The organism is Kosakonia sp. N21 (assembly GCF_050587465.1).
Taxonomy (GTDB): Bacteria; Pseudomonadota; Gammaproteobacteria; order Enterobacterales; family Enterobacteriaceae.
This window is the reverse complement of sequence record NZ_JBOBHR010000003.1, coordinates 490,517-507,734: the sequence shown is the minus strand read 5'-3', so window position 1 is coordinate 507,734 and position 17,218 is coordinate 490,517. Positions and strand designations below refer to the sequence as shown.

At 54.6% G+C, this 17,218-nt stretch carries 14 protein-coding genes; 6 read left to right on the top strand and 8 right to left on the bottom strand.

The annotated features are described in order from the left end of the window. Positions 1 to 13: 13 nt before the first annotated feature. Entirely contained in the window at positions 14 to 835 is an 822-nt protein-coding gene (gene djlA, locus ACQ3G7_RS09580) for a co-chaperone DjlA (RefSeq protein WP_263098084.1), read from the bottom strand. A gap of 197 nt (positions 836 to 1,032) precedes the next feature. Between djlA and lptD the strand changes: the two genes are divergently transcribed. The 6 genes from lptD to apaH are packed head-to-tail and all read left to right on the top strand — an operon-like array spanning position 1,033 to position 7,809. Continuing rightward, the gene (lptD, locus tag ACQ3G7_RS09575) at positions 1,033 to 3,429 is read left to right on the top strand and encodes an LPS assembly protein LptD (protein WP_430889652.1); all 2,397 of its coding nucleotides are present in this window, start codon (positions 1,033 to 1,035) and stop codon (positions 3,427 to 3,429) included. A 53-nt stretch (positions 3,430 to 3,482) separates the two neighbouring features. After that, positions 3,483 to 4,769 carry a peptidylprolyl isomerase SurA gene (surA, locus tag ACQ3G7_RS09570; protein WP_263098086.1) on the top strand — a complete coding sequence of 429 codons (1,287 nt, stop codon included), beginning with the start codon at positions 3,483 to 3,485 and terminating at the stop codon, positions 4,767 to 4,769. Next, the gene (pdxA, locus tag ACQ3G7_RS09565; RefSeq protein WP_430889651.1) at positions 4,769 to 5,755 is read left to right on the top strand and encodes a 4-hydroxythreonine-4-phosphate dehydrogenase PdxA; all 987 of its coding nucleotides are present in this window, start codon (positions 4,769 to 4,771) and stop codon (positions 5,753 to 5,755) included. Before surA ends, pdxA begins: the two co-directional genes overlap by 1 nt. Further along, positions 5,752 to 6,573: a 16S rRNA (adenine(1518)-N(6)/adenine(1519)-N(6))-dimethyltransferase RsmA gene (gene rsmA / locus ACQ3G7_RS09560; RefSeq protein WP_430889650.1), complete on the top strand. Its 822-nt coding sequence runs from the start codon at positions 5,752 to 5,754 to the stop codon at positions 6,571 to 6,573. Before pdxA ends, rsmA begins: the two co-directional genes overlap by 4 nt. A gap of 3 nt (positions 6,574 to 6,576) precedes the next feature. After that, positions 6,577 to 6,954, top strand: coding sequence for a Co2+/Mg2+ efflux facilitator ApaG/CorD (gene apaG / locus ACQ3G7_RS09555; RefSeq protein WP_263098089.1), 378 nt, complete (start codon positions 6,577 to 6,579; stop codon positions 6,952 to 6,954). A gap of 6 nt (positions 6,955 to 6,960) precedes the next feature. Continuing rightward, positions 6,961 to 7,809: a bis(5'-nucleosyl)-tetraphosphatase (symmetrical) ApaH gene (gene apaH / locus ACQ3G7_RS09550; RefSeq protein ID WP_263098090.1), complete on the top strand. Its 849-nt coding sequence runs from the start codon at positions 6,961 to 6,963 to the stop codon at positions 7,807 to 7,809. Between the two features lie 34 nt (positions 7,810 to 7,843). Here the strand turns inward: apaH and folA are convergent, their stop codons facing one another. The 7 genes from folA to dapB form a co-directional block, all read right to left on the bottom strand. After that, positions 7,844 to 8,323 carry a type 3 dihydrofolate reductase gene (gene folA, locus ACQ3G7_RS09545; protein ID WP_430889649.1) on the bottom strand — a complete coding sequence of 160 codons (480 nt, stop codon included), beginning with the start codon at positions 8,321 to 8,323 and terminating at the stop codon, positions 7,844 to 7,846. Between the two features lie 177 nt (positions 8,324 to 8,500). Beyond that, positions 8,501 to 10,363 carry a glutathione-regulated potassium-efflux system protein KefC gene (kefC, locus tag ACQ3G7_RS09540; RefSeq protein ID WP_430889648.1) on the bottom strand — a complete coding sequence of 621 codons (1,863 nt, stop codon included), beginning with the start codon at positions 10,361 to 10,363 and terminating at the stop codon, positions 8,501 to 8,503. Next, positions 10,356 to 10,886 carry a glutathione-regulated potassium-efflux system oxidoreductase KefF gene (gene kefF / locus ACQ3G7_RS09535; protein ID WP_430889647.1) on the bottom strand — a complete coding sequence of 177 codons (531 nt, stop codon included), beginning with the start codon at positions 10,884 to 10,886 and terminating at the stop codon, positions 10,356 to 10,358. Before kefF ends, kefC begins: the two co-directional genes overlap by 8 nt. Before the next feature lie 132 nt (positions 10,887 to 11,018). Beyond that, on the bottom strand, positions 11,019 to 11,252 hold the full coding sequence (locus ACQ3G7_RS09530) for a YgdI/YgdR family lipoprotein (protein ID WP_263098094.1): 234 nt from the start codon (positions 11,250 to 11,252) through the stop codon (positions 11,019 to 11,021). 186 nt (positions 11,253 to 11,438) lie between these two features. Further along, on the bottom strand, positions 11,439 to 14,663 hold the full coding sequence (carB, locus tag ACQ3G7_RS09525) for a carbamoyl-phosphate synthase large subunit (protein ID WP_263098095.1): 3,225 nt from the start codon (positions 14,661 to 14,663) through the stop codon (positions 11,439 to 11,441). A gap of 17 nt (positions 14,664 to 14,680) precedes the next feature. After that, on the bottom strand, positions 14,681 to 15,829 hold the full coding sequence (gene carA, locus ACQ3G7_RS09520; RefSeq protein WP_430889646.1) for a glutamine-hydrolyzing carbamoyl-phosphate synthase small subunit: 1,149 nt from the start codon (positions 15,827 to 15,829) through the stop codon (positions 14,681 to 14,683). Between the two features lie 453 nt (positions 15,830 to 16,282). Beyond that, positions 16,283 to 17,104, bottom strand: coding sequence for a 4-hydroxy-tetrahydrodipicolinate reductase (gene dapB / locus ACQ3G7_RS09515; RefSeq protein ID WP_263098097.1), 822 nt, complete (start codon positions 17,102 to 17,104; stop codon positions 16,283 to 16,285). Positions 17,105 to 17,218 lie beyond the last annotated feature (114 nt).

Below are 17,218 nucleotides of genomic sequence, written 5' to 3'. Positions count from 1 at the left end.
GGGGATCTCACGATTACCGGAAGCCCTTCTGCTCGCGGATAAGCTCGTAAGCTTTCTGTATTTCCTGCGCTTTTTGCTTCGCCATCTCCATCATCTCCGGCGGTAAGCCTTTCGCCACCAGTTTGTCCGGATGGTGCTCGCCCATCAACTTACGGTAAGCACGCTTGATGGTGGTGGCGTCATCGGACGCTTTAACCCCCAGCACGTTACAGGCATCTTCCAGCGTAGGCCCGCGCTGCGCCTGCTGCCAACCGCCGCCCGCCTGCTGTTGCTGATGATGGTAACCGCCGCCAAACTGCGCCCCGCCCTGCATCATGCGCAGGAACTGGTCGAACTGCATGCGCGAGATGCCAAGTTCCTCAGCGATCACGTACAGCACTTCCCGTTCGCTGGGGTGCAACGAGCCATCGGCGAAGGCGGCCTGGATTTGAATTTCCAGAAACATCCTAATCAAATCAAAGCGCCCGAAACAGATGCTGCGGAACTGCCGCATCTTGTCCCGCAGAGGGTAATTATCCGTTTTGCCGACGCGAAAAGCGTGCTGCGCCGCCGTGCGCGACTCGCCATGCAGGTTCATCCGATCCATAAACAGGCTGGCAACCTGGATGTCAGCTTCGGTGACACGGCCTTTCGATTTGGTCAGATGCCCCATCACTTCAAAGGTAGTGGCAAAAAAGAGCGACTGACGTTCACGTTGATTGGCAAACCACGCCATTTTCCGGCTGCGGGCTTTATCAAACATATGCCCGATAATGAGTCCCAGAATCGCGCCCCAAAAGCCGCCGCCCACGAAAAGGGCAATGACCACACCAACCACTTTTCCCCAATACTGCATATACTCCCCAAATCGTCATGCCGTCGGCTAAAATTTGCTTTATCATACCCGTCATTCTATGCCGTGCACAGGCACAGTCTTCTCTGACCTGGCTCGAACGCGGGCAGGATTAACACTAGCGTTGCAAAGGTGAGTAAGTTAGTCTCTGACCGTTTGCCAGCGTAAAGCCACAGATGACGGAACAACAAATACAACGTATGAAAAAACGTATCCCCACCCTCCTGGCCACCATGATTGGCTCTGCTCTCTATAGCCAGCAGGGGTTGGCAGCCGATCTTGCCTCGCAGTGTATGCTTGGCGTTCCCAGCTACAACCGCCCACTGGTGCAGGGCGATACCAACAACTTACCGGTGACCATCAACGCTGATGATGCGAAGGGCAACTACCCGGACAATGCCGTTTTCAGCGGCAATGTGGATGTGAATCAGGGTAATAGCCGCTTACAGGCGGATGAAGTTCAGCTTCATCAACAGCAGGCGGAAGGTCAGGCGGATCCGGTACGCACAGTGGATGCACTGGGTAATGTGCACTATGACGACAACCAGGTCATCCTGAAAGGTCCTAAAGCCTGGTCAAATTTGAATACGAAAGATACCAACGTCTGGGAAGGCGACTACCAGATGGTGGGACGTCAGGGGCGCGGCACCGCCGACCTGATGAAACAGCGCGGGGAAAACCGCTACACCATTCTGGATAATGGTTCTTTTACCTCCTGTCTGCCGGGTTCCAATACCTGGAGCGTAGTGGGTACCGAAGTCATCCATGACCGCGAAGAACAGGTCGCTGAAATCTGGAATGCGCGCTTTAAGCTGGGGCCGGTTCCGGTGTTCTACAGCCCTTATCTGCAATTGCCGGTCGGCGATAAACGCCGTTCAGGTTTCCTGATCCCGAACGCCAAGTACAGCACCAACAACTCCTTCGAGTTTTATCTGCCGTACTACTGGAACATTGCGCCAAACTTCGATGCCACCCTTACCCCGCACTATATGCATAAACGCGGCGGCGTACAGTGGCAGAACGAATTCCGTTATCTGACGCAAGCCGGTTCAGGTCTGATCGAATTTGACTACCTGCCGTCAGATAAAGTGTACCAGGATGAGTACCCTACCGAAGGCGATCGCCATCGCTGGCTATTCTACTGGCAACATGCCGGGGTAATGGATCAGGTATGGCGTTTTAACGTTGACTACACCAAAGTCAGCGATGCCAGCTATTTTAACGACTTCTCGTCCAAATACGGTTCCAGCACCGACGGTTACGCCACGCAGAAGTTCAGCGTCGGCTACGCGGTGGAAAATTTTGACGCCACGGTTTCCACCAAACAGTTCCAGGTCTTTAACCGCAGTAACAGTAACTCCTATGCTGCAGAACCGCAGTTGGATGTGAACTGGTACCACAACGATCTGGGGCCATTCGATGCCCATGTTTATGGCCAGGCCGTTAACTTCGTCAGCACCAACTCCGACCGTCCTGAAGCGACGCGTGTTCACCTGGAACCAACATTAAGCCTGCCGGTATCGAATGAGTGGAGCAGCCTGAATACCGAAGTCAAAATGCTGGCCACTCACTACCAGCAGAGCAATCTTGATTCCTATCGTTCATATGCTCAGCAGCTGTACAGCAATGATGCCAGCAGTTCAAACCTGACAACGCTGGAGTCAGCTAATAAGCTAAAAGACTCCGCTAACCGCGTTATGCCGCAGTTCAAAATGGACGGCAAACTGGTTTTCGAACGCGATATGAACTGGGCGGAAGGCTATACTCAAACGCTGGAGCCGCGCGCCCAGTATCTCTACGTTCCGTATCGCGATCAGAGCCATATCAACAACTACGACTCGACGCTGCTGCAATCCGACTATAGCGGTCTGTTCCGCGACCGTACTTACGGCGGCCTCGACCGTATCGCATCCGCGAACCAGGTCACTACCGGCGTCACATCCCGCATTTATGATGATGCGGCAGTTGAACGTTTTAACGTTTCTGTTGGTCAAATCTACTATTTCACCGAGTCCCGTACCGGTGATGACAACATTAACTGGGAGAAAGACAACAAAACGGGTTCGCTGGTGTGGGCGGGAGACACGTACTGGCGCATCTCCGATCGCTGGGGTCTGCGCGGCGGGGTGCAGTATGACACTCGCCTGAACAACATCGCGAACAGCAGCACGTCGCTGGAATACCGTCGCGATGAAGACCGTATGATGCAACTGAGCTATCGCTACGCCAGCCCGGAGTATATCCAGGCGACACTGCCGAACTATGCCACTGCAGAGCAGTATAAAAATGGGATTTCGCAGGTAGGTGCGGTGGCAAGCTGGCCGATCGTAGACCGTTGGTCTGTCGTCGGCGCTTACTACTTCGATACCAATACCCGTAAACCAGCCGATCAGATGTTAGGTTTACAGTATAACTCCTGCTGTTATGCCATTCGCGTTGGCTATGAACGCAAAATTAACGGCTGGCAAAATGACCAAAGCAAGTATGACAACGCCATCGGTTTCAACATTGAACTGCGCGGCTTGAGTTCCAACTACGGTTTGGGCACGCAACAAATGCTGCGTTCAAACATCCTGCCGTACCGTAGTTCAATGTGATCTGTTTGATTTGCAACGTAATCCGCATTGCGGTTAATTGAAATGGAAAAGGTATGAAGAACTGGAAAACGCTGCTTCTCGGTATCGCTATGGTTGCGAATACCAGTTTTGCTGCGCCTCAGGTTGTAGATAAAGTCGCTGCTGTCGTGAATAACGGCGTGGTGCTTGAAAGTGACGTTGATGGTTTGATGCAATCCGTGAAGGCTAACGCAGGACAGGCAGGTCAGCAGTTACCTGATGACGCCACACTGCGCCATCAGATCCTTGAACGCCTGATCATGGATCAAATCATTCTGCAGATGGGCACCAAAATGGGCGTCAAAGTGACTGACGAACAGCTTGACGCCGCCATCGCCGATATTGCGAAACAAAACAATATGACGATGGATCAGATGCGCAGCCGCCTGGCTTACGACGGGGTGAATTTCAGCACCTACCGTACCCAGATCCGCAAAGAGATGATCATTTCCGAAGTGCGCAACAGCGAAGTTCGCCGTCGCGTCACCGTGCTGCCGCAGGAAGTTGAAACGCTGGCGAAGCAAGTGGGCAACCAGAACGATGCCAGCACCGAGCTGAATCTGAGCCACATCCTGATCCCGCTGCCGGAAAACCCAACCTCCGATCAGGTTAACGAAGCGGAAAGCCAGGCGCGTTCCATTGTTGAACAAGCCCGTAGCGGCAATGACTTCGGTAAACTGGCCATCACCTACTCTGCCGACCAGCAAGCGCTGAAAGGCGGTCAGATGGGCTGGGGACGTATCCAGGAACTGCCAAGTATTTTCGCCCAGGCATTAAGCACGGCGAAAAAAGGCGATGTGATCGGGCCGATCCGTTCCGGCGTAGGTTTCCACATTCTGAAAGTGAACGATCTGCGTGGTCAGAGCCAGAGCATTTCCGTCACCGAAGTGCACGCACGCCACATCCTGCTGAAACCGTCGCCGATCATGAGCGACGATCAGGCTCGTGTGAAACTGCAAGAGATCGCTGCCGATATCAAAAGTGGCAAAACCACCTTTGCTAATGCGGCAAAAGAGTTCTCCCAGGATCCGGGCTCAGCAAACCAGGGCGGCGATCTTGGTTGGGCGGCTGCAGACATTTACGATCCTGCCTTCCGTGACGCGTTGATGAAACTGAAACGCGGCCAAATGAGCGGCCCGGTTCACTCCTCCTTCGGCTGGCATCTGATCGAAATGCTTGATACCCGCAACGTTGATAAAACCGACGCGGCGCAGAAAGACAGAGCCTACCGTATGCTGATGAACCGTAAGTTCTCTGAAGAAGCGGCAACCTGGATGCAGGAACAACGCGCCAGCGCCTACGTGAAAATTCTGAGCAACTAATGAAAACAGCGCGTGTCGTTATCACTCCCGGCGAACCCGCCGGGATTGGCCCGGATTTGGTGGTGCAACTCGCCCAGCGCGACTGGCCGGTTGAACTGGTTATCTGTGCAGATGCGACGCTGCTAACTGACCGGGCAGCCCTGCTCGGTCTGCCGCTGGTGTTGCGGGAGTACGCTCCCGCCACGCCCGCTGCGCCGCAACAGGCCGGGACACTGACCCTGTTGCCCATTTCCCTGCGCGCGACGGTTACCCCCGGCGTGTTGAATACGCAAAACGGTCCTTACGTCGTCGAAACGCTGGCTCGCGCTTGCGATGGCTGCCTGAACGGCGAATTTGCCGCGTTGATCACCGGTCCGGTGCATAAAGGCGTGATTAACGATGCCGGAACGCCCTTTACCGGGCATACGGAGTTTTTCGAAGAGCGCTCGCACGCCGCCAAAGTGGTGATGATGCTGGCGACCGAAGAGCTACGCGTAGCGCTGGCCACAACCCATTTGCCGCTCAAAGCGGTAGCCGACGCGATCACGCCGGAACTGCTTCGTGAAGTGATCGGCATCCTGCACGGCGACCTGCAGCAAAAGTTCGGCATCCGTCAGCCGCATATTTTGGTTTGCGGCCTTAACCCGCATGCGGGCGAAGGCGGTCATATGGGCACCGAAGAGATTGATACCCTCATTCCGGTGCTAAATGAAATGCGGGCGCAAGGCATGAACTTAAGCGGCCCACTGCCCGCCGATACGCTGTTTCAGCCTAAATACCTCGATAATGCCGATGCAGTGCTGGCGATGTACCACGATCAGGGCCTGCCCGTGCTAAAATACCAGGGATTTGGCCGCGGTGTGAATATCACCCTCGGTTTACCTTTTATTCGCACATCCGTCGACCATGGCACCGCGCTTGAACTCGCAGGCCAGGGAACTGCGGATGTCGGCAGTTTTATTACGGCGCTTAATCTCGCCATCAAAATGATTGTTAATACTCAATGAATAATCGCGTCCATCAGGGCCACTTAGCCCGCAAACGCTTCGGGCAAAACTTTCTCCACGACCAGTTCGTGATCGACAGCATCGTTTCGGCGATCAACCCGCAAAAAGGTCAGGCCATGGTCGAAATCGGCCCTGGCCTTGGCGCGCTGACGGAGCCCGTCGGTGAACGCCTGGATAAAATGACGGTCATCGAACTTGACCGCGATTTGGCTGCGCGCCTGCAGACGCACCCATTCCTTGCGCCAAAACTGACTATCTATCAGCAAGATGCAATGACCATGAACTTTGGCGAGCTGTCTCAGACACTCGGTCAGCCACTGCGCGTCTTCGGCAACCTGCCGTATAACATCTCGACGCCGCTGATGTTCCATCTGTTTAGCTATACTGATGCCATCGCCGACATGCATTTTATGTTGCAGAAAGAGGTGGTCAATCGCCTGGTTGCAGGACCAAACAGTAAAGCGTATGGTCGATTAAGCGTCATGGCGCAGTACTATTGCCAGATCATTCCGGTGCTGGAAGTACCGCCGACGGCGTTTGCGCCGCCGCCAAAAGTGGATTCAGCCGTGGTTCGTCTGGTTCCGCACGCGACGCTGCCGCATCCGGTAAAAGAGATTCGTGTGCTGAGCCGCATCACCACGGAAGCCTTTAACCAGCGCCGTAAGACGATCCGCAACAGCCTCGGTAACGTGTTTACCGTCGATGTGTTGACATCGCTGGGTATCGATCCGGCGATGCGTGCAGAAAATATCTCTGTTGCGCAATATTGCCAGTTGGCGAACTACCTGGTTGATAATGCGCCGCCGAAGGAGAGTTAACGTATGATCAATTCGCCCCGAGTCTGTATTCAGGTGCAAAGCGTCTATATTGAGTCTCAGTCCACTCCCGACGATGAACGCTATGTCTTTGCTTACACCATTACTATCCGGAACCTGGGGCGAACCCCTGTCCAGTTGCTGAAACGCTACTGGTTGATCACGAATGGAAATGGCCGCGAAACGGAAGTTCAGGGTGAAGGTGTGGTCGGCGTACAGCCGCACATTGAGCCCGGCGGCGAATACCAGTACACCAGCGGCGCGGTTATCGAAACGCCGCTGGGCACCATGCAAGGCCACTACGAAATGATCGATGCGCAAGGGGAAGCCTTCCGCATTTCCATCCCGGTCTTCCGGCTCGCCGTTCCTACACTGATCCATTAATACACAATGTCTACATATCTTATTGGCGACGTTCATGGTTGCTATGATGAACTGATCGCATTGTTAAAACAGGTCGACTTTACCCCTGGCCAGGATACCTTATGGTTGACCGGCGATCTGGTTGCCCGTGGGCCTGGCTCGCTGGATGTGCTGCGTTTTGTCAAATCACTTGGCGACAGCGTGCGTATCGTACTGGGAAATCACGACCTGCATCTGCTGGCCGTCTTTGCCGGCATCAGCCGCAATAAGCCAAAAGACCGGCTGACTCCGCTACTGGAAGCTGCTGACGCCGATGAACTGATTAACTGGCTGCGCCGCCAGCCGCTACTCCAGGTCGACGAAGAGAAAAAACTGGTGATGGCTCATGCCGGGATCACGCCTCAGTGGGATCTCGAGACGGCCAAACATTGCGCGCACGATATCGAAGCCGTGCTGTCGAGCGACTCCTATCCTCTGTTTCTCGACGCCATGTATGGCGATCTGCCCAACCACTGGTCAACGGAACTGAGCGGTCTTGCTCGTCTGCGCTTTATCACCAACGCGTTAACGCGCATGCGCTACTGCTTCCCGAACGGGCAGCTTGATATGTACTGCAAAGACATTCCTGCCCATGCTCCCGCGCCGTTAAAACCGTGGTTTTCCATTCCAGGCCCTGTGTCTCAGGAGTACAGCATTGTCTTTGGTCACTGGGCTTCGCTGGAGGGTGAAGGTACACCGGAAGGGATCTACGGACTGGATACGGGATGTTGCTGGGGCGGCGTATTAACCTGTCTGCGCTGGGAAGACAAAGCTTACTTTGTGCAACCTTCTAACCGCCAGATGGATCTGGGTGAAGACGAGGCGATCGCCTCCTGAAAAACAGTCCCCGGCATCGCGCCGGGGACATGTATTATCTGCGGTCCAGAATCTCAAAGCAGTAACTGTGCGAGTTCTGCGCATCTGCGTCGTTAAACTCACTAAACACCGATTCCCAGTCGTCCGGATCGTAGTCCGGGAAATGGGTATCGCCTTCCACTTCTGCGTCGATATGCGTCAGGTAGAGACGTTGCGCTTTCGGCAGGAACTGCTCGTAAACGCGACCACCACCGATCACCATGATCTCTTCCACATCACCGCAGGCGGCAATCGCTTCATCGACGGATTTAACCCACACCACACGTTCGTCTGTGCCTGTCTGGCTACTGATAACAATGTTCTTACGGCCTGGCAGCGGACGACCAATGGATTCCCATGTCAGGCGGCCCATCACAACCGGTTTGTTTAAGGTATTGCGCTTAAACCAGGCGAGATCGGCAGGTAAATTCCACGGCATCGCGTTTTCCATGCCAATGACGCGATCCACCGCTAACGCCGCAATCAAACTGATCATTCATTCATTCCTGGATGCAAAAAAATTGTCGCCACTATACGGAAAGCGCAATCTTTCGTCGACGGTGGGCAAGGTAAAGAATGAGAAAATTTTTCATTCTGCTGGCGACACCACAGCACAGTACTGTATCGCCAGCGTTCCACCGTTTTTGAATCAAACGATTACCCGATAATGCCGTCAGGCCTGCGGTTTCACGGCGGGCTCATCACCGGGATCGCCGGTATGCCGCCCTTCATCCGTTCCCTGCCAACCATGTTGCTGAATCAGCGACAGATGCGCGCGATCTTCCGCAATGATTTCCGTCAGCATCGCGCTGGTGCGTTTGAATACCGCCGCCCGTGCCAGCGCATCGTTTTCAACCTGCGCCATCTCCTCCACCATTTGGGTGTTGAAACGGCGGAAGTGATCGGCACGCTCGCGGGCTTCATACGAACCAAGACCTAATCCTTCCAGTGCGATGCGCCCAACCTTGAGCGCCGCCTCAAAGGTTTCACGCTCCGGTTTATCAACCCCGGCCTGGCGCAGGCGAATATAGTGATCAACATCGCGCGCACGGGCAATCACCTGCAGATCGGGGAAGTGCTCTTTCGCCAGTTCTGTCAGCAACAGGCTGGCCTGCGGATCGTCAATCGCATTGATCAAGACTTCCGCCCGCCCTGCTCCGGCAGACTCCAACAGATCCACCCGCGTGGCGTCACCGTAAAAGACCTTCATGCCGAACTTGCGCAGCGTTTCGATATGATCCGGATCGTGATCGAGCACCACCATTTTCACGCCGCTGGAGAGCAACAGACGCCCGGCAATCTGACCAAAACGCCCGAAACCGGCAATAATCACCCGTGCTTCTTCTTCATCAATTTCGTCGGCTTCGCGCTCCTGCTGCGAGCCCGATGTTTCCAGACGGGTTAACAGCACCAACAGCAGTGGCGTTGCTGCCATCGACAGCGCGACGGTAAGCGTTAACGCTTTTGCCCACTCGCTATCCAGCACCTGCGCCGTTTGTGCCGCGCCAAACACCACAAAGGCGAATTCGCTCCCCTGCCCCAACAATGCCGCGAACCATAGGCGCTGCTTACCGGGCACTTTCAGCGGGCGGGCAATCAGCCACAGCACCGCACTTTTAATGACCAGGAAGCCCACCAGCAGCAACAAAATGTGCAAGGGGTGTGTGACCAGTGTGCCAAAGTCGATAGACATACCGACGCCGATAAAGAACAACCCGAGCAGCAAACCTTTGAACGGTTCAATATCGCTTTCCAGCGCATGCCGGTATTCGGAGCTGGCAAGCAATACGCCAGCCAGAAACGCTCCCATCGCCATCGACAAGCCTGCTTCTTCCAGCAATAAACCAAAGCCGAAGACCAGAAAGAGCGCTACAGCGCAGAACACTTCCCTTAGCCCAGAACGCGCAACAAAGCGCAATGCCGGACGGGCAACATAGCGTCCCAGCAAAACAACCAGCACCAGTGCACCAACCACTTTCAACGCCGAAAGCGTGAATGCCCCCAGCGTGGTGGAGGCACCGCTCGCCGCCAGCAGGGGGATCATCGCCACCAGCGGAATGGCGGCGATATCCTGGAAGAGCAACACCGAAAAAGCGCTGCGTCCCATTTGCGACACTGTCAGGTTACGTTCATTCATCGCCTGCATCGCAATAGCGGTTGAGGAGAGCGCCAGCGTCAGGCCAATCAACAACGCTACTGGCCAGGGCAAACCTAACAGCGCGCAAAACAGACCCAGCAGGATCCCACAGCTGGCCATTTGCAACGCGCCGCCGCCAAACACCGAGGCTCTCAGCTTCCATAACCGCTGCGGATCCAACTCCAGGCCGATCACAAACAGCATCAGCACAACGCCGATTTCGGCGAAATGCAGGATAGATTCCGCGTCGGTGACCAGGCGTAATCCCCACGGACCAATCACGCCGCCGGCAATCAGATAACCGAGTACAGAACCCAGTCCCAGCCTGACGGCAATAGGCACGATCAGTGCCGCCGAACCAAGGTAGATCAGCGCCTGAATTAAGGAATGACTATCCATGTTGCGCCTCCTGCCACTCCAGCAAACGTTGTTTATAATGACGCGCCTGCGCCTGCAAGGTTTCATCATCGCAGACAAAGGTGTAATGCACTGCGCAGGGCGGCAGCCAGTTCAACCCACAATAAAGCGCAGTGGCCTGCAGCGGTTGGCACAGCACGTCAAATCCCGGGTGAGAACCAATGTTGAAATGGTTTTCCCCTCCGCCGGTGGTAACTGCCCACATCACACTCTTACCGTGTAACGCCGTGCCGCCGTGGCCATAAGCCCAGCCGTGCGACAACACTTTATCGATCCACAATTTGAGCAGCGGCGTGATGCCGTACCATTGCATTGGGTGTTGCCAGATAATCAGATCGGCGCGGGAAACGGCCTCCTGCTCGGCGGCGATGTCGATATTAAAATCGGGATAGAGCTCATAGAGGGAACGCACTTCGACATTTTCCAGCGTCCGTGCCAGTTCAATCATCCGCTTATTCGCATGGGAGTGCTGCGGATAGGGATGTGCATAAATAATCAGAATCATTGATTAGCCTGTTTTCACTGCCTTATTTTTCTTTGAGTGTAGACAGTTAATCGTCCGGCTAAAAGCGACAATCTGTGCGGGAATAAGGGGAAAGGCGTGCGATGGCAACCGCCACCGCACCACACTCGCGGATCAGTTATCCAGCTCGCTCATGTTTTTCACCTGATCGCGGTTAATCTGCTCGGTTTTACCGGTTTCGGCATTTTTATAGGAAACCAGCCCGGTATCATCATCCACTTTCGGTTTCCCGTCAGTGACGATGGTGCGACCGTCGGTCGTACGTACGGCCTGATTCGAAGAACACCCGGCAACGGTAAACAGTGCAGCGGCAGTAAAGACTGAAGTCATAAGAAGTTTAGTTCGCATGGTTATCTCCCTGCTTTTCAGTGGATTTCATTCATCTGTTAACCCATTTTAGGTTAACTCACTGAGTAACGGGGAAAATACAGAACACTCTGAAGGGAATGGCAGGAGTAAGGTATCACAGGCCTGGCCATCAGGCCTGTGAATCAGGATCGGTAAATCCGGCCCGGGAAGCGGGCCGGAGGTCGATTACTTACCGATCAGCGCGTGCATTTCCTGCACCGAAATCACTTTCTCAGTCGCATCTGCGTTCAGCGCCATGGTCGTCGCGAAGCCACCGTTCAGTGTGGTGTCATAATGCACTTTGTACTGCAGTGCGCTGCGGCGAATCAGTTTGGAGTCTTCAATCGCCTGGCGACCCGCCGTGGTGTTGATGATGTAGGTGTATTCGCCATTCTTGATACGATCCTGAATGTGCGGACGCCCTTCATGCACTTTGTTCACCAGACGCGGATTAATGCCCGCTTCACCCAGCACAATCGCCGTCCCGTGAGTCGCATCCAGCTCGAAGCCCTGTTTCAGCAGTTTCGCCGCCAGATCCACCACACGCTCTTTATCACCTTCGCGCACAGAGAGCAGCGCACGACCGTGTTTCTTCATCGTGGAATTGCTGCCAAGCTGCGCTTTGGCAAAAGCTTCCGCGAACGTACGCCCCACGCCCATCACTTCACCGGTCGAGCGCATTTCTGGGCCTAACAGCGGGTCGACGCCCGGGAATTTATTGAACGGCAGCACCACTTCTTTCACCGAGTAGTACGGCGGGATAATCTCTTTGGTGTGGCCCTGCTGCACCAGCGTTTTACCGGTCATCACGCGCGCAGCGACTTTTGCCAGCGGCAGGCCAGTCGCCTTGGAGACAAACGGTACGGTACGCGCAGCGCGCGGGTTCACTTCGATCAGGTAAACTTCGTTATCTTTCACCGCAAACTGCACGTTCATCAGACCGCGCACCTGCAATTCGAATGCGAGTTTCTGCACCTGCTGACGCATCACATCCTGAATTTCCTGGCTCAGGGTATAAGCCGGCAGAGAACAGGCGGAGTCGCCGGAGTGTACGCCAGCCTGCTCGATATGCTCCATGATGCCGCCAATCAGCACATTTTCGCCATCGCACACGGCATCGACGTCGACTTCCACTGCATCGTCGAGGAATTTATCCAGCAGCACCGGCGCATCGTTGGAGACACTGACTGCTGTCATAAAGTAGCGGCGCAGGTCAATTTCGTCGTAGACGATTTCCATCGCGCGGCCGCCCAGCACATAAGAAGGACGCACCACCAGCGGGTAGGTAATCTCTTTCGCTTTCTCAACCGCCTGCTCCAGCGCCGTGACCGTGGCGTTAGCCGGCTGTTTCAGCTTCAGGCGTTCAACCGCATGCTGGAAACGCTCACGGTCTTCCGCACGGTCAATGGCATCCGGGCTGGTACCAATCACCGGCACGCCAGCAGCTTCCAGCGCACGCGCCAGTTTCAGCGGCGTCTGACCACCGTACTGCACAATCACGCCTTTCGGTTTCTCGATGCGCACGATTTCCAGCACATCTTCGAAGGTAACCGGTTCAAAGTAGAGGCGATCGGAGGTGTCATAGTCGGTCGACACGGTTTCCGGGTTACAGTTGACCATAATGGTCTCGTAACCATCTTCGCGCAGCGCCAGCGAGGCGTGTACGCAGCAATAGTCGAACTCAATACCCTGACCGATACGGTTTGGACCACCGCCCAGCACCATGATTTTTTCACGATCCTGATTCGGGTTGGCTTCGCACTCTTCTTCATAGGTGGAATACATGTACGCAGTGTCGGTGGCGAATTCGGCAGCACAGGTATCCACGCGTTTGTAAACCGGGTGCAGGTCGAACTGATCGCGCAGCTTGCGGATTTCCGCCTCACGCACACCAGCCAGTTTCGCCAGACGCGCATCGGCAAAGCCTTTGCGTTTCAACTGGCGCAGGAAGTCCGCATCAAGGCCGTTGATGCCGACATTCGCAACCTGCTCTTCCAGACGCACCAGCTCTTCAATTTGCACCAGGAACCAGCGGTCGATATTGGTCAGGTTGAACACGCCGTCCACGGAGAGGCCGGCACGGAATGCGTCAGCGATGTACCAAATACGCTCTGCGCCAGCGTCTTTCAGCTCGCGGCGAATTTTGGTCAGCGCTTCCGGATCGTCGAGGCTCACTTTCGGGTCGAAGCCCGTCGCGCCCACTTCCAGACCGCGCAGCGCTTTCTGCATCGATTCCTGCTGCGTGCGGCCAATGGCCATCACTTCCCCCACAGACTTCATCTGGGTGGTCAGACGGTCATTGGCGCCAACAAACTTCTCGAAGTTGAAGCGCGGGATCTTGGTCACGACGTAGTCGATAGAAGGTTCGAACGATGCCGGGGTACGGCCGCCGGTGATGTCGTTCATCAGCTCGTCCAGCGTGTAGCCCACTGCCAGTTTCGCCGCGACTTTGGCAATCGGGAAGCCGGTGGCTTTTGACGCCAGCGCCGAGGAGCGGGACACACGCGGGTTCATTTCGATAACAATCAGACGGCCGTTTTTCGGGTTCACCGCAAACTGTACGTTGGAACCGCCTGTCTCTACGCCGATTTCACGCAGTACCGCCATCGAGGCGTTACGCATGATTTGGTACTCTTTATCGGTGAGCGTTTGTGCTGGCGCAACGGTGATGGAGTCGCCGGTATGGATCCCCATGGCGTCGAAGTTTTCAATCGAGCAGACGATGATGCAGTTGTCGTTCTTATCACGCACCACTTCCATCTCGTACTCTTTCCAGCCGATCAGCGACTCGTCAATCAGCAGCTCATTGGTCGGGGAGAGATCCAGACCGCGGGCGCAAATTTCTTCAAACTCTTCGCGGTTATAAGCGATACCGCCGCCGGTGCCGCCCATGGTAAAGGAAGGACGGATAATGCACGGATAGCCAACATCCGCCGCCACCGCCAGCGCTTCATCCATGGTGTGCGCAATGCCGGAACGGGCAGTATCGAGGCCGATTTTCTTCATCGCAATATCAAAGCGACGGCGATCTTCTGCTTTATCAATTGCATCTGCGGTCGCGCCAATCATGGTCACGCCAAACTCTTCCAGTACACCCTGGCGCTCCAGCTCTAACGCGCAGTTCAGCGCAGTCTGGCCGCCCATGGTCGGCAGTACGGCGTCCGGACGCTCTTTTTCAATGATTTTGCGCACCACTTCCCAGTGGATAGGCTCAATATAGGTGGCGTCCGCCATCTCCGGGTCCGTCATAATGGTCGCCGGGTTGGAGTTCACCAGGATAACGCGGTAGCCCTCTTCACGCAGGGCTTTACAGGCCTGTGCGCCTGAGTAGTCGAACTCACACGCCTGGCCGATAACAATCGGACCTGCGCCAAGGATCAGGATGCTTTTTATGTCTGTACGTTTTGGCATGGCTCTTGTTCTCCTGATTATTTGGCGGTGTTGCGGTATTGCTCAATTAACTCGATAAAATGGTCGAACAGCGGCGCGGCATCGTGCGGCCCCGGGCTTGCTTCCGGATGCCCCTGGAAACTGAATGCCGGTTTGTCGGTGCGATGAATCCCCTGCAGCGTGCCATCGAACAGCGACTTATGCGTGACGCGCAGGTTAGCAGGCATGGAGGCTTCATCGACGGCAAAACCGTGGTTCTGCGCGGTAATCATCACCGTGTTGTTATCGATATCTTTTACCGGATGGTTACCGCCGTGGTGACCAAATTTCATTTTCACGGTTTTCGCACCGCTCGCCAGCGCCAGCAACTGATGGCCGAGACAGATGCCGAACACCGGAATCTCCGTTTCAAGGAACGTTTTAATCGCGTCGATAGCGTAGTCACACGGTGCCGGGTCGCCAGGACCGTTAGACAGGAAAACACCATCCGGATTGAGTTTCAGGACATCTGCGGCAGGCGTTTTCGCCGGTACCACCGTCAGGCGGCAGCCTCTGTCCACCAGCATGCGCAGAATGTTGCGTTTCGCGCCGTAGTCGTAAGCCACAACATGGAACGGCAGCTCACTCTCTTTCTTTGCCTGCGGCAGGTCGCCCGCCAGTGTCCAGCTGCCCTGTGTCCAGCTGTAGGTTTCTGCGGTGGTCACTTCTTTCGCCAGATCCATACCGTTCAGGCCCGGGAAGGCTTTCGCTTTCTCCAGCGCCACAGCGGCATCGACATTGTCGCCTGCGATAATGCAGCCGTTTTGCGCACCTTTTTCGCGCAGCAAACGGGTCAGCTTACGGGTATCGATATCAGCAATCGCCACGATGTTATGGCGCTTCAGGTAAGAAGAGAGATCTTCGGTATTGCGGAAGTTACTGGCAATCAGCGGCAGGTCACGAATGACGAGGCCTTGCGCATGTACCTGAGAGGATTCTTCGTCAGCGGAATTGGTGCCGACATTGCCGATATGGGGATAAGTAAGAGTGACGATTTGGCGGGAATAGGAAGGATCAGTGAGGATTTCTTGATAACCGGTCATTGAAGTATTGAAAACGACTTCCCCAACCGCCGTGCCCGTTGCCCCTATGGCCCGACCGTGAAACTGGGTTCCGTCTTCCAGAACCAATAGCGCTGACTTAATCAAAACATCCTCCAGAGAATATTCACTCACTTTATTTGCATATTAATTCAAATACAGATGATGAATCAATGCAAATTTGCTGGCCGTGGATTTTTGGCAAACGGCGGCATTCTGGAGAGATGTCGGTTAAAAGTCAACTTATCTCGCATATTTTTCTTGTTCTTTTACGCCACTGCCTTTGTTTGCTGGGTTTAACAGATAAAAAGATCAAATAAACTGCCCAGGAAAACGCTTGCGCGGTTAGAAAATTGCTTACGGGTTGCACCATAAGATAAAAAGTGGACCAGATGGTCAAAATTTACAATTCTGAAACAGAAAATATGAGGAAGAGTGATAATTTTAGATGATTCTGGATAAAATCACCTTGAAAGAGAGAAAATAAAAGGGCAATAAAATATTGCCCTTTGCAATCAACTCACTACGACTGCAACAACCACATCACGATGGGTAATAAACTTACAAATTATTGAGATCAAGCACATCCCGCATATCAAAAAGGCCCTTATTTTTTCCTTTCAGCCACGAAGCGGAGCGAACTGCGCCGTTAGCGAAGGTCATGCGGCTTGACGCTTTATGCGTAATCTCAACACGTTCGCCAATATCGGCGAACATCGCTGTATGTTCGCCGACGATGTCCCCTGCACGTACGGTCGCAAAACCAATTGTGCCCGGAACGCGCTCACCCGTGTGGCCTTCACGCGCATACACGGCGCACTCTTTTAAATCTTTATTCAGTGCCTGGGCAATCGCTTCGCCCATTGCCAGCGCGGTACCCGACGGAGCATCGACTTTATATCGATGATGCGCTTCAACGATTTCGATATCGGTGTAGTCGCCCATCACTTTTGCCGCTTTCTCCAGCAGCTTCAGCATGACGTTTACGCCTACGCTGAAATTCGCGGCAAAAACAATCCCTATCTCCTGCGCGGCATCAGCAATCGCCTGTTTGCCTGCATCATCAAACCCGGTGGTGCCAATGACCATACCTTTGCCATGCTGACGGCAGAAAGCCAGATGGTTCAGCGTTCCTTCCGGGCGAGTAAAGTCGATAAACACATCAAAATGATCTTTTACCGCCTCAAGGCTGCTCTGCACGGCTACGCCTGTTTTCGCCACACCGGCCAGTTCGCCAGCGTCGCTGCCTAACAGGGACGATCCCTCGCGCTCCAGCGCAGCGCCAAGCTCCACGCCTTCCATTCCCAGTGCCGCCTGAATCAGCTGACGGCCCATACGCCCGCCAGCGCCCGCGATGGCTACGCGGATTGGTGCATCATGCATAGTTGTACTCTTTTGTTAAAAAAATGCGTGAGAATCGTTTCCAGATTAACCAGCCCGCGACGGAGCCACCAGCCGAAAACGCCGATAATTAGAAATTAATGATATACAGCCAGA

What these genes read in the sequence shown, in the direction of transcription:
- carB (WP_263098095.1), bottom strand. Translation starts at nt 14,663, where the DNA reads ATGCCAAAACGTACAGACATAAAAAGCATCCTGATCCTTGGCGCAGGT.
- apaH (WP_263098090.1), top strand. Translation starts at nt 6,961, where the DNA reads ATGTCTACATATCTTATTGGCGACGTTCATGGTTGCTATGATGAACTG.
- kefF (WP_430889647.1), bottom strand. Translation starts at nt 10,886, where the DNA reads ATGATTCTGATTATTTATGCACATCCCTATCCGCAGCACTCCCATGCG.
- apaG (WP_263098089.1), top strand. Translation starts at nt 6,577, where the DNA reads ATGATCAATTCGCCCCGAGTCTGTATTCAGGTGCAAAGCGTCTATATT.
- folA (WP_430889649.1), bottom strand. Translation starts at nt 8,323, where the DNA reads ATGATCAGTTTGATTGCGGCGTTAGCGGTGGATCGCGTCATTGGCATG.
- rsmA (WP_430889650.1), top strand. Translation starts at nt 5,752, where the DNA reads ATGAATAATCGCGTCCATCAGGGCCACTTAGCCCGCAAACGCTTCGGG.
- djlA (WP_263098084.1), bottom strand. Translation starts at nt 835, where the DNA reads ATGCAGTATTGGGGAAAAGTGGTTGGTGTGGTCATTGCCCTTTTCGTG.
- kefC (WP_430889648.1), bottom strand. Translation starts at nt 10,363, where the DNA reads ATGGATAGTCATTCCTTAATTCAGGCGCTGATCTACCTTGGTTCGGCG.
- ACQ3G7_RS09530 (WP_263098094.1), bottom strand. Translation starts at nt 11,252, where the DNA reads ATGCGAACTAAACTTCTTATGACTTCAGTCTTTACTGCCGCTGCACTG.
- surA (WP_263098086.1), top strand. Translation starts at nt 3,483, where the DNA reads ATGAAGAACTGGAAAACGCTGCTTCTCGGTATCGCTATGGTTGCGAAT.
- pdxA (WP_430889651.1), top strand. Translation starts at nt 4,769, where the DNA reads ATGAAAACAGCGCGTGTCGTTATCACTCCCGGCGAACCCGCCGGGATT.
- dapB (WP_263098097.1), bottom strand. Translation starts at nt 17,104, where the DNA reads ATGCATGATGCACCAATCCGCGTAGCCATCGCGGGCGCTGGCGGGCGT.
- lptD (WP_430889652.1), top strand. Translation starts at nt 1,033, where the DNA reads ATGAAAAAACGTATCCCCACCCTCCTGGCCACCATGATTGGCTCTGCT.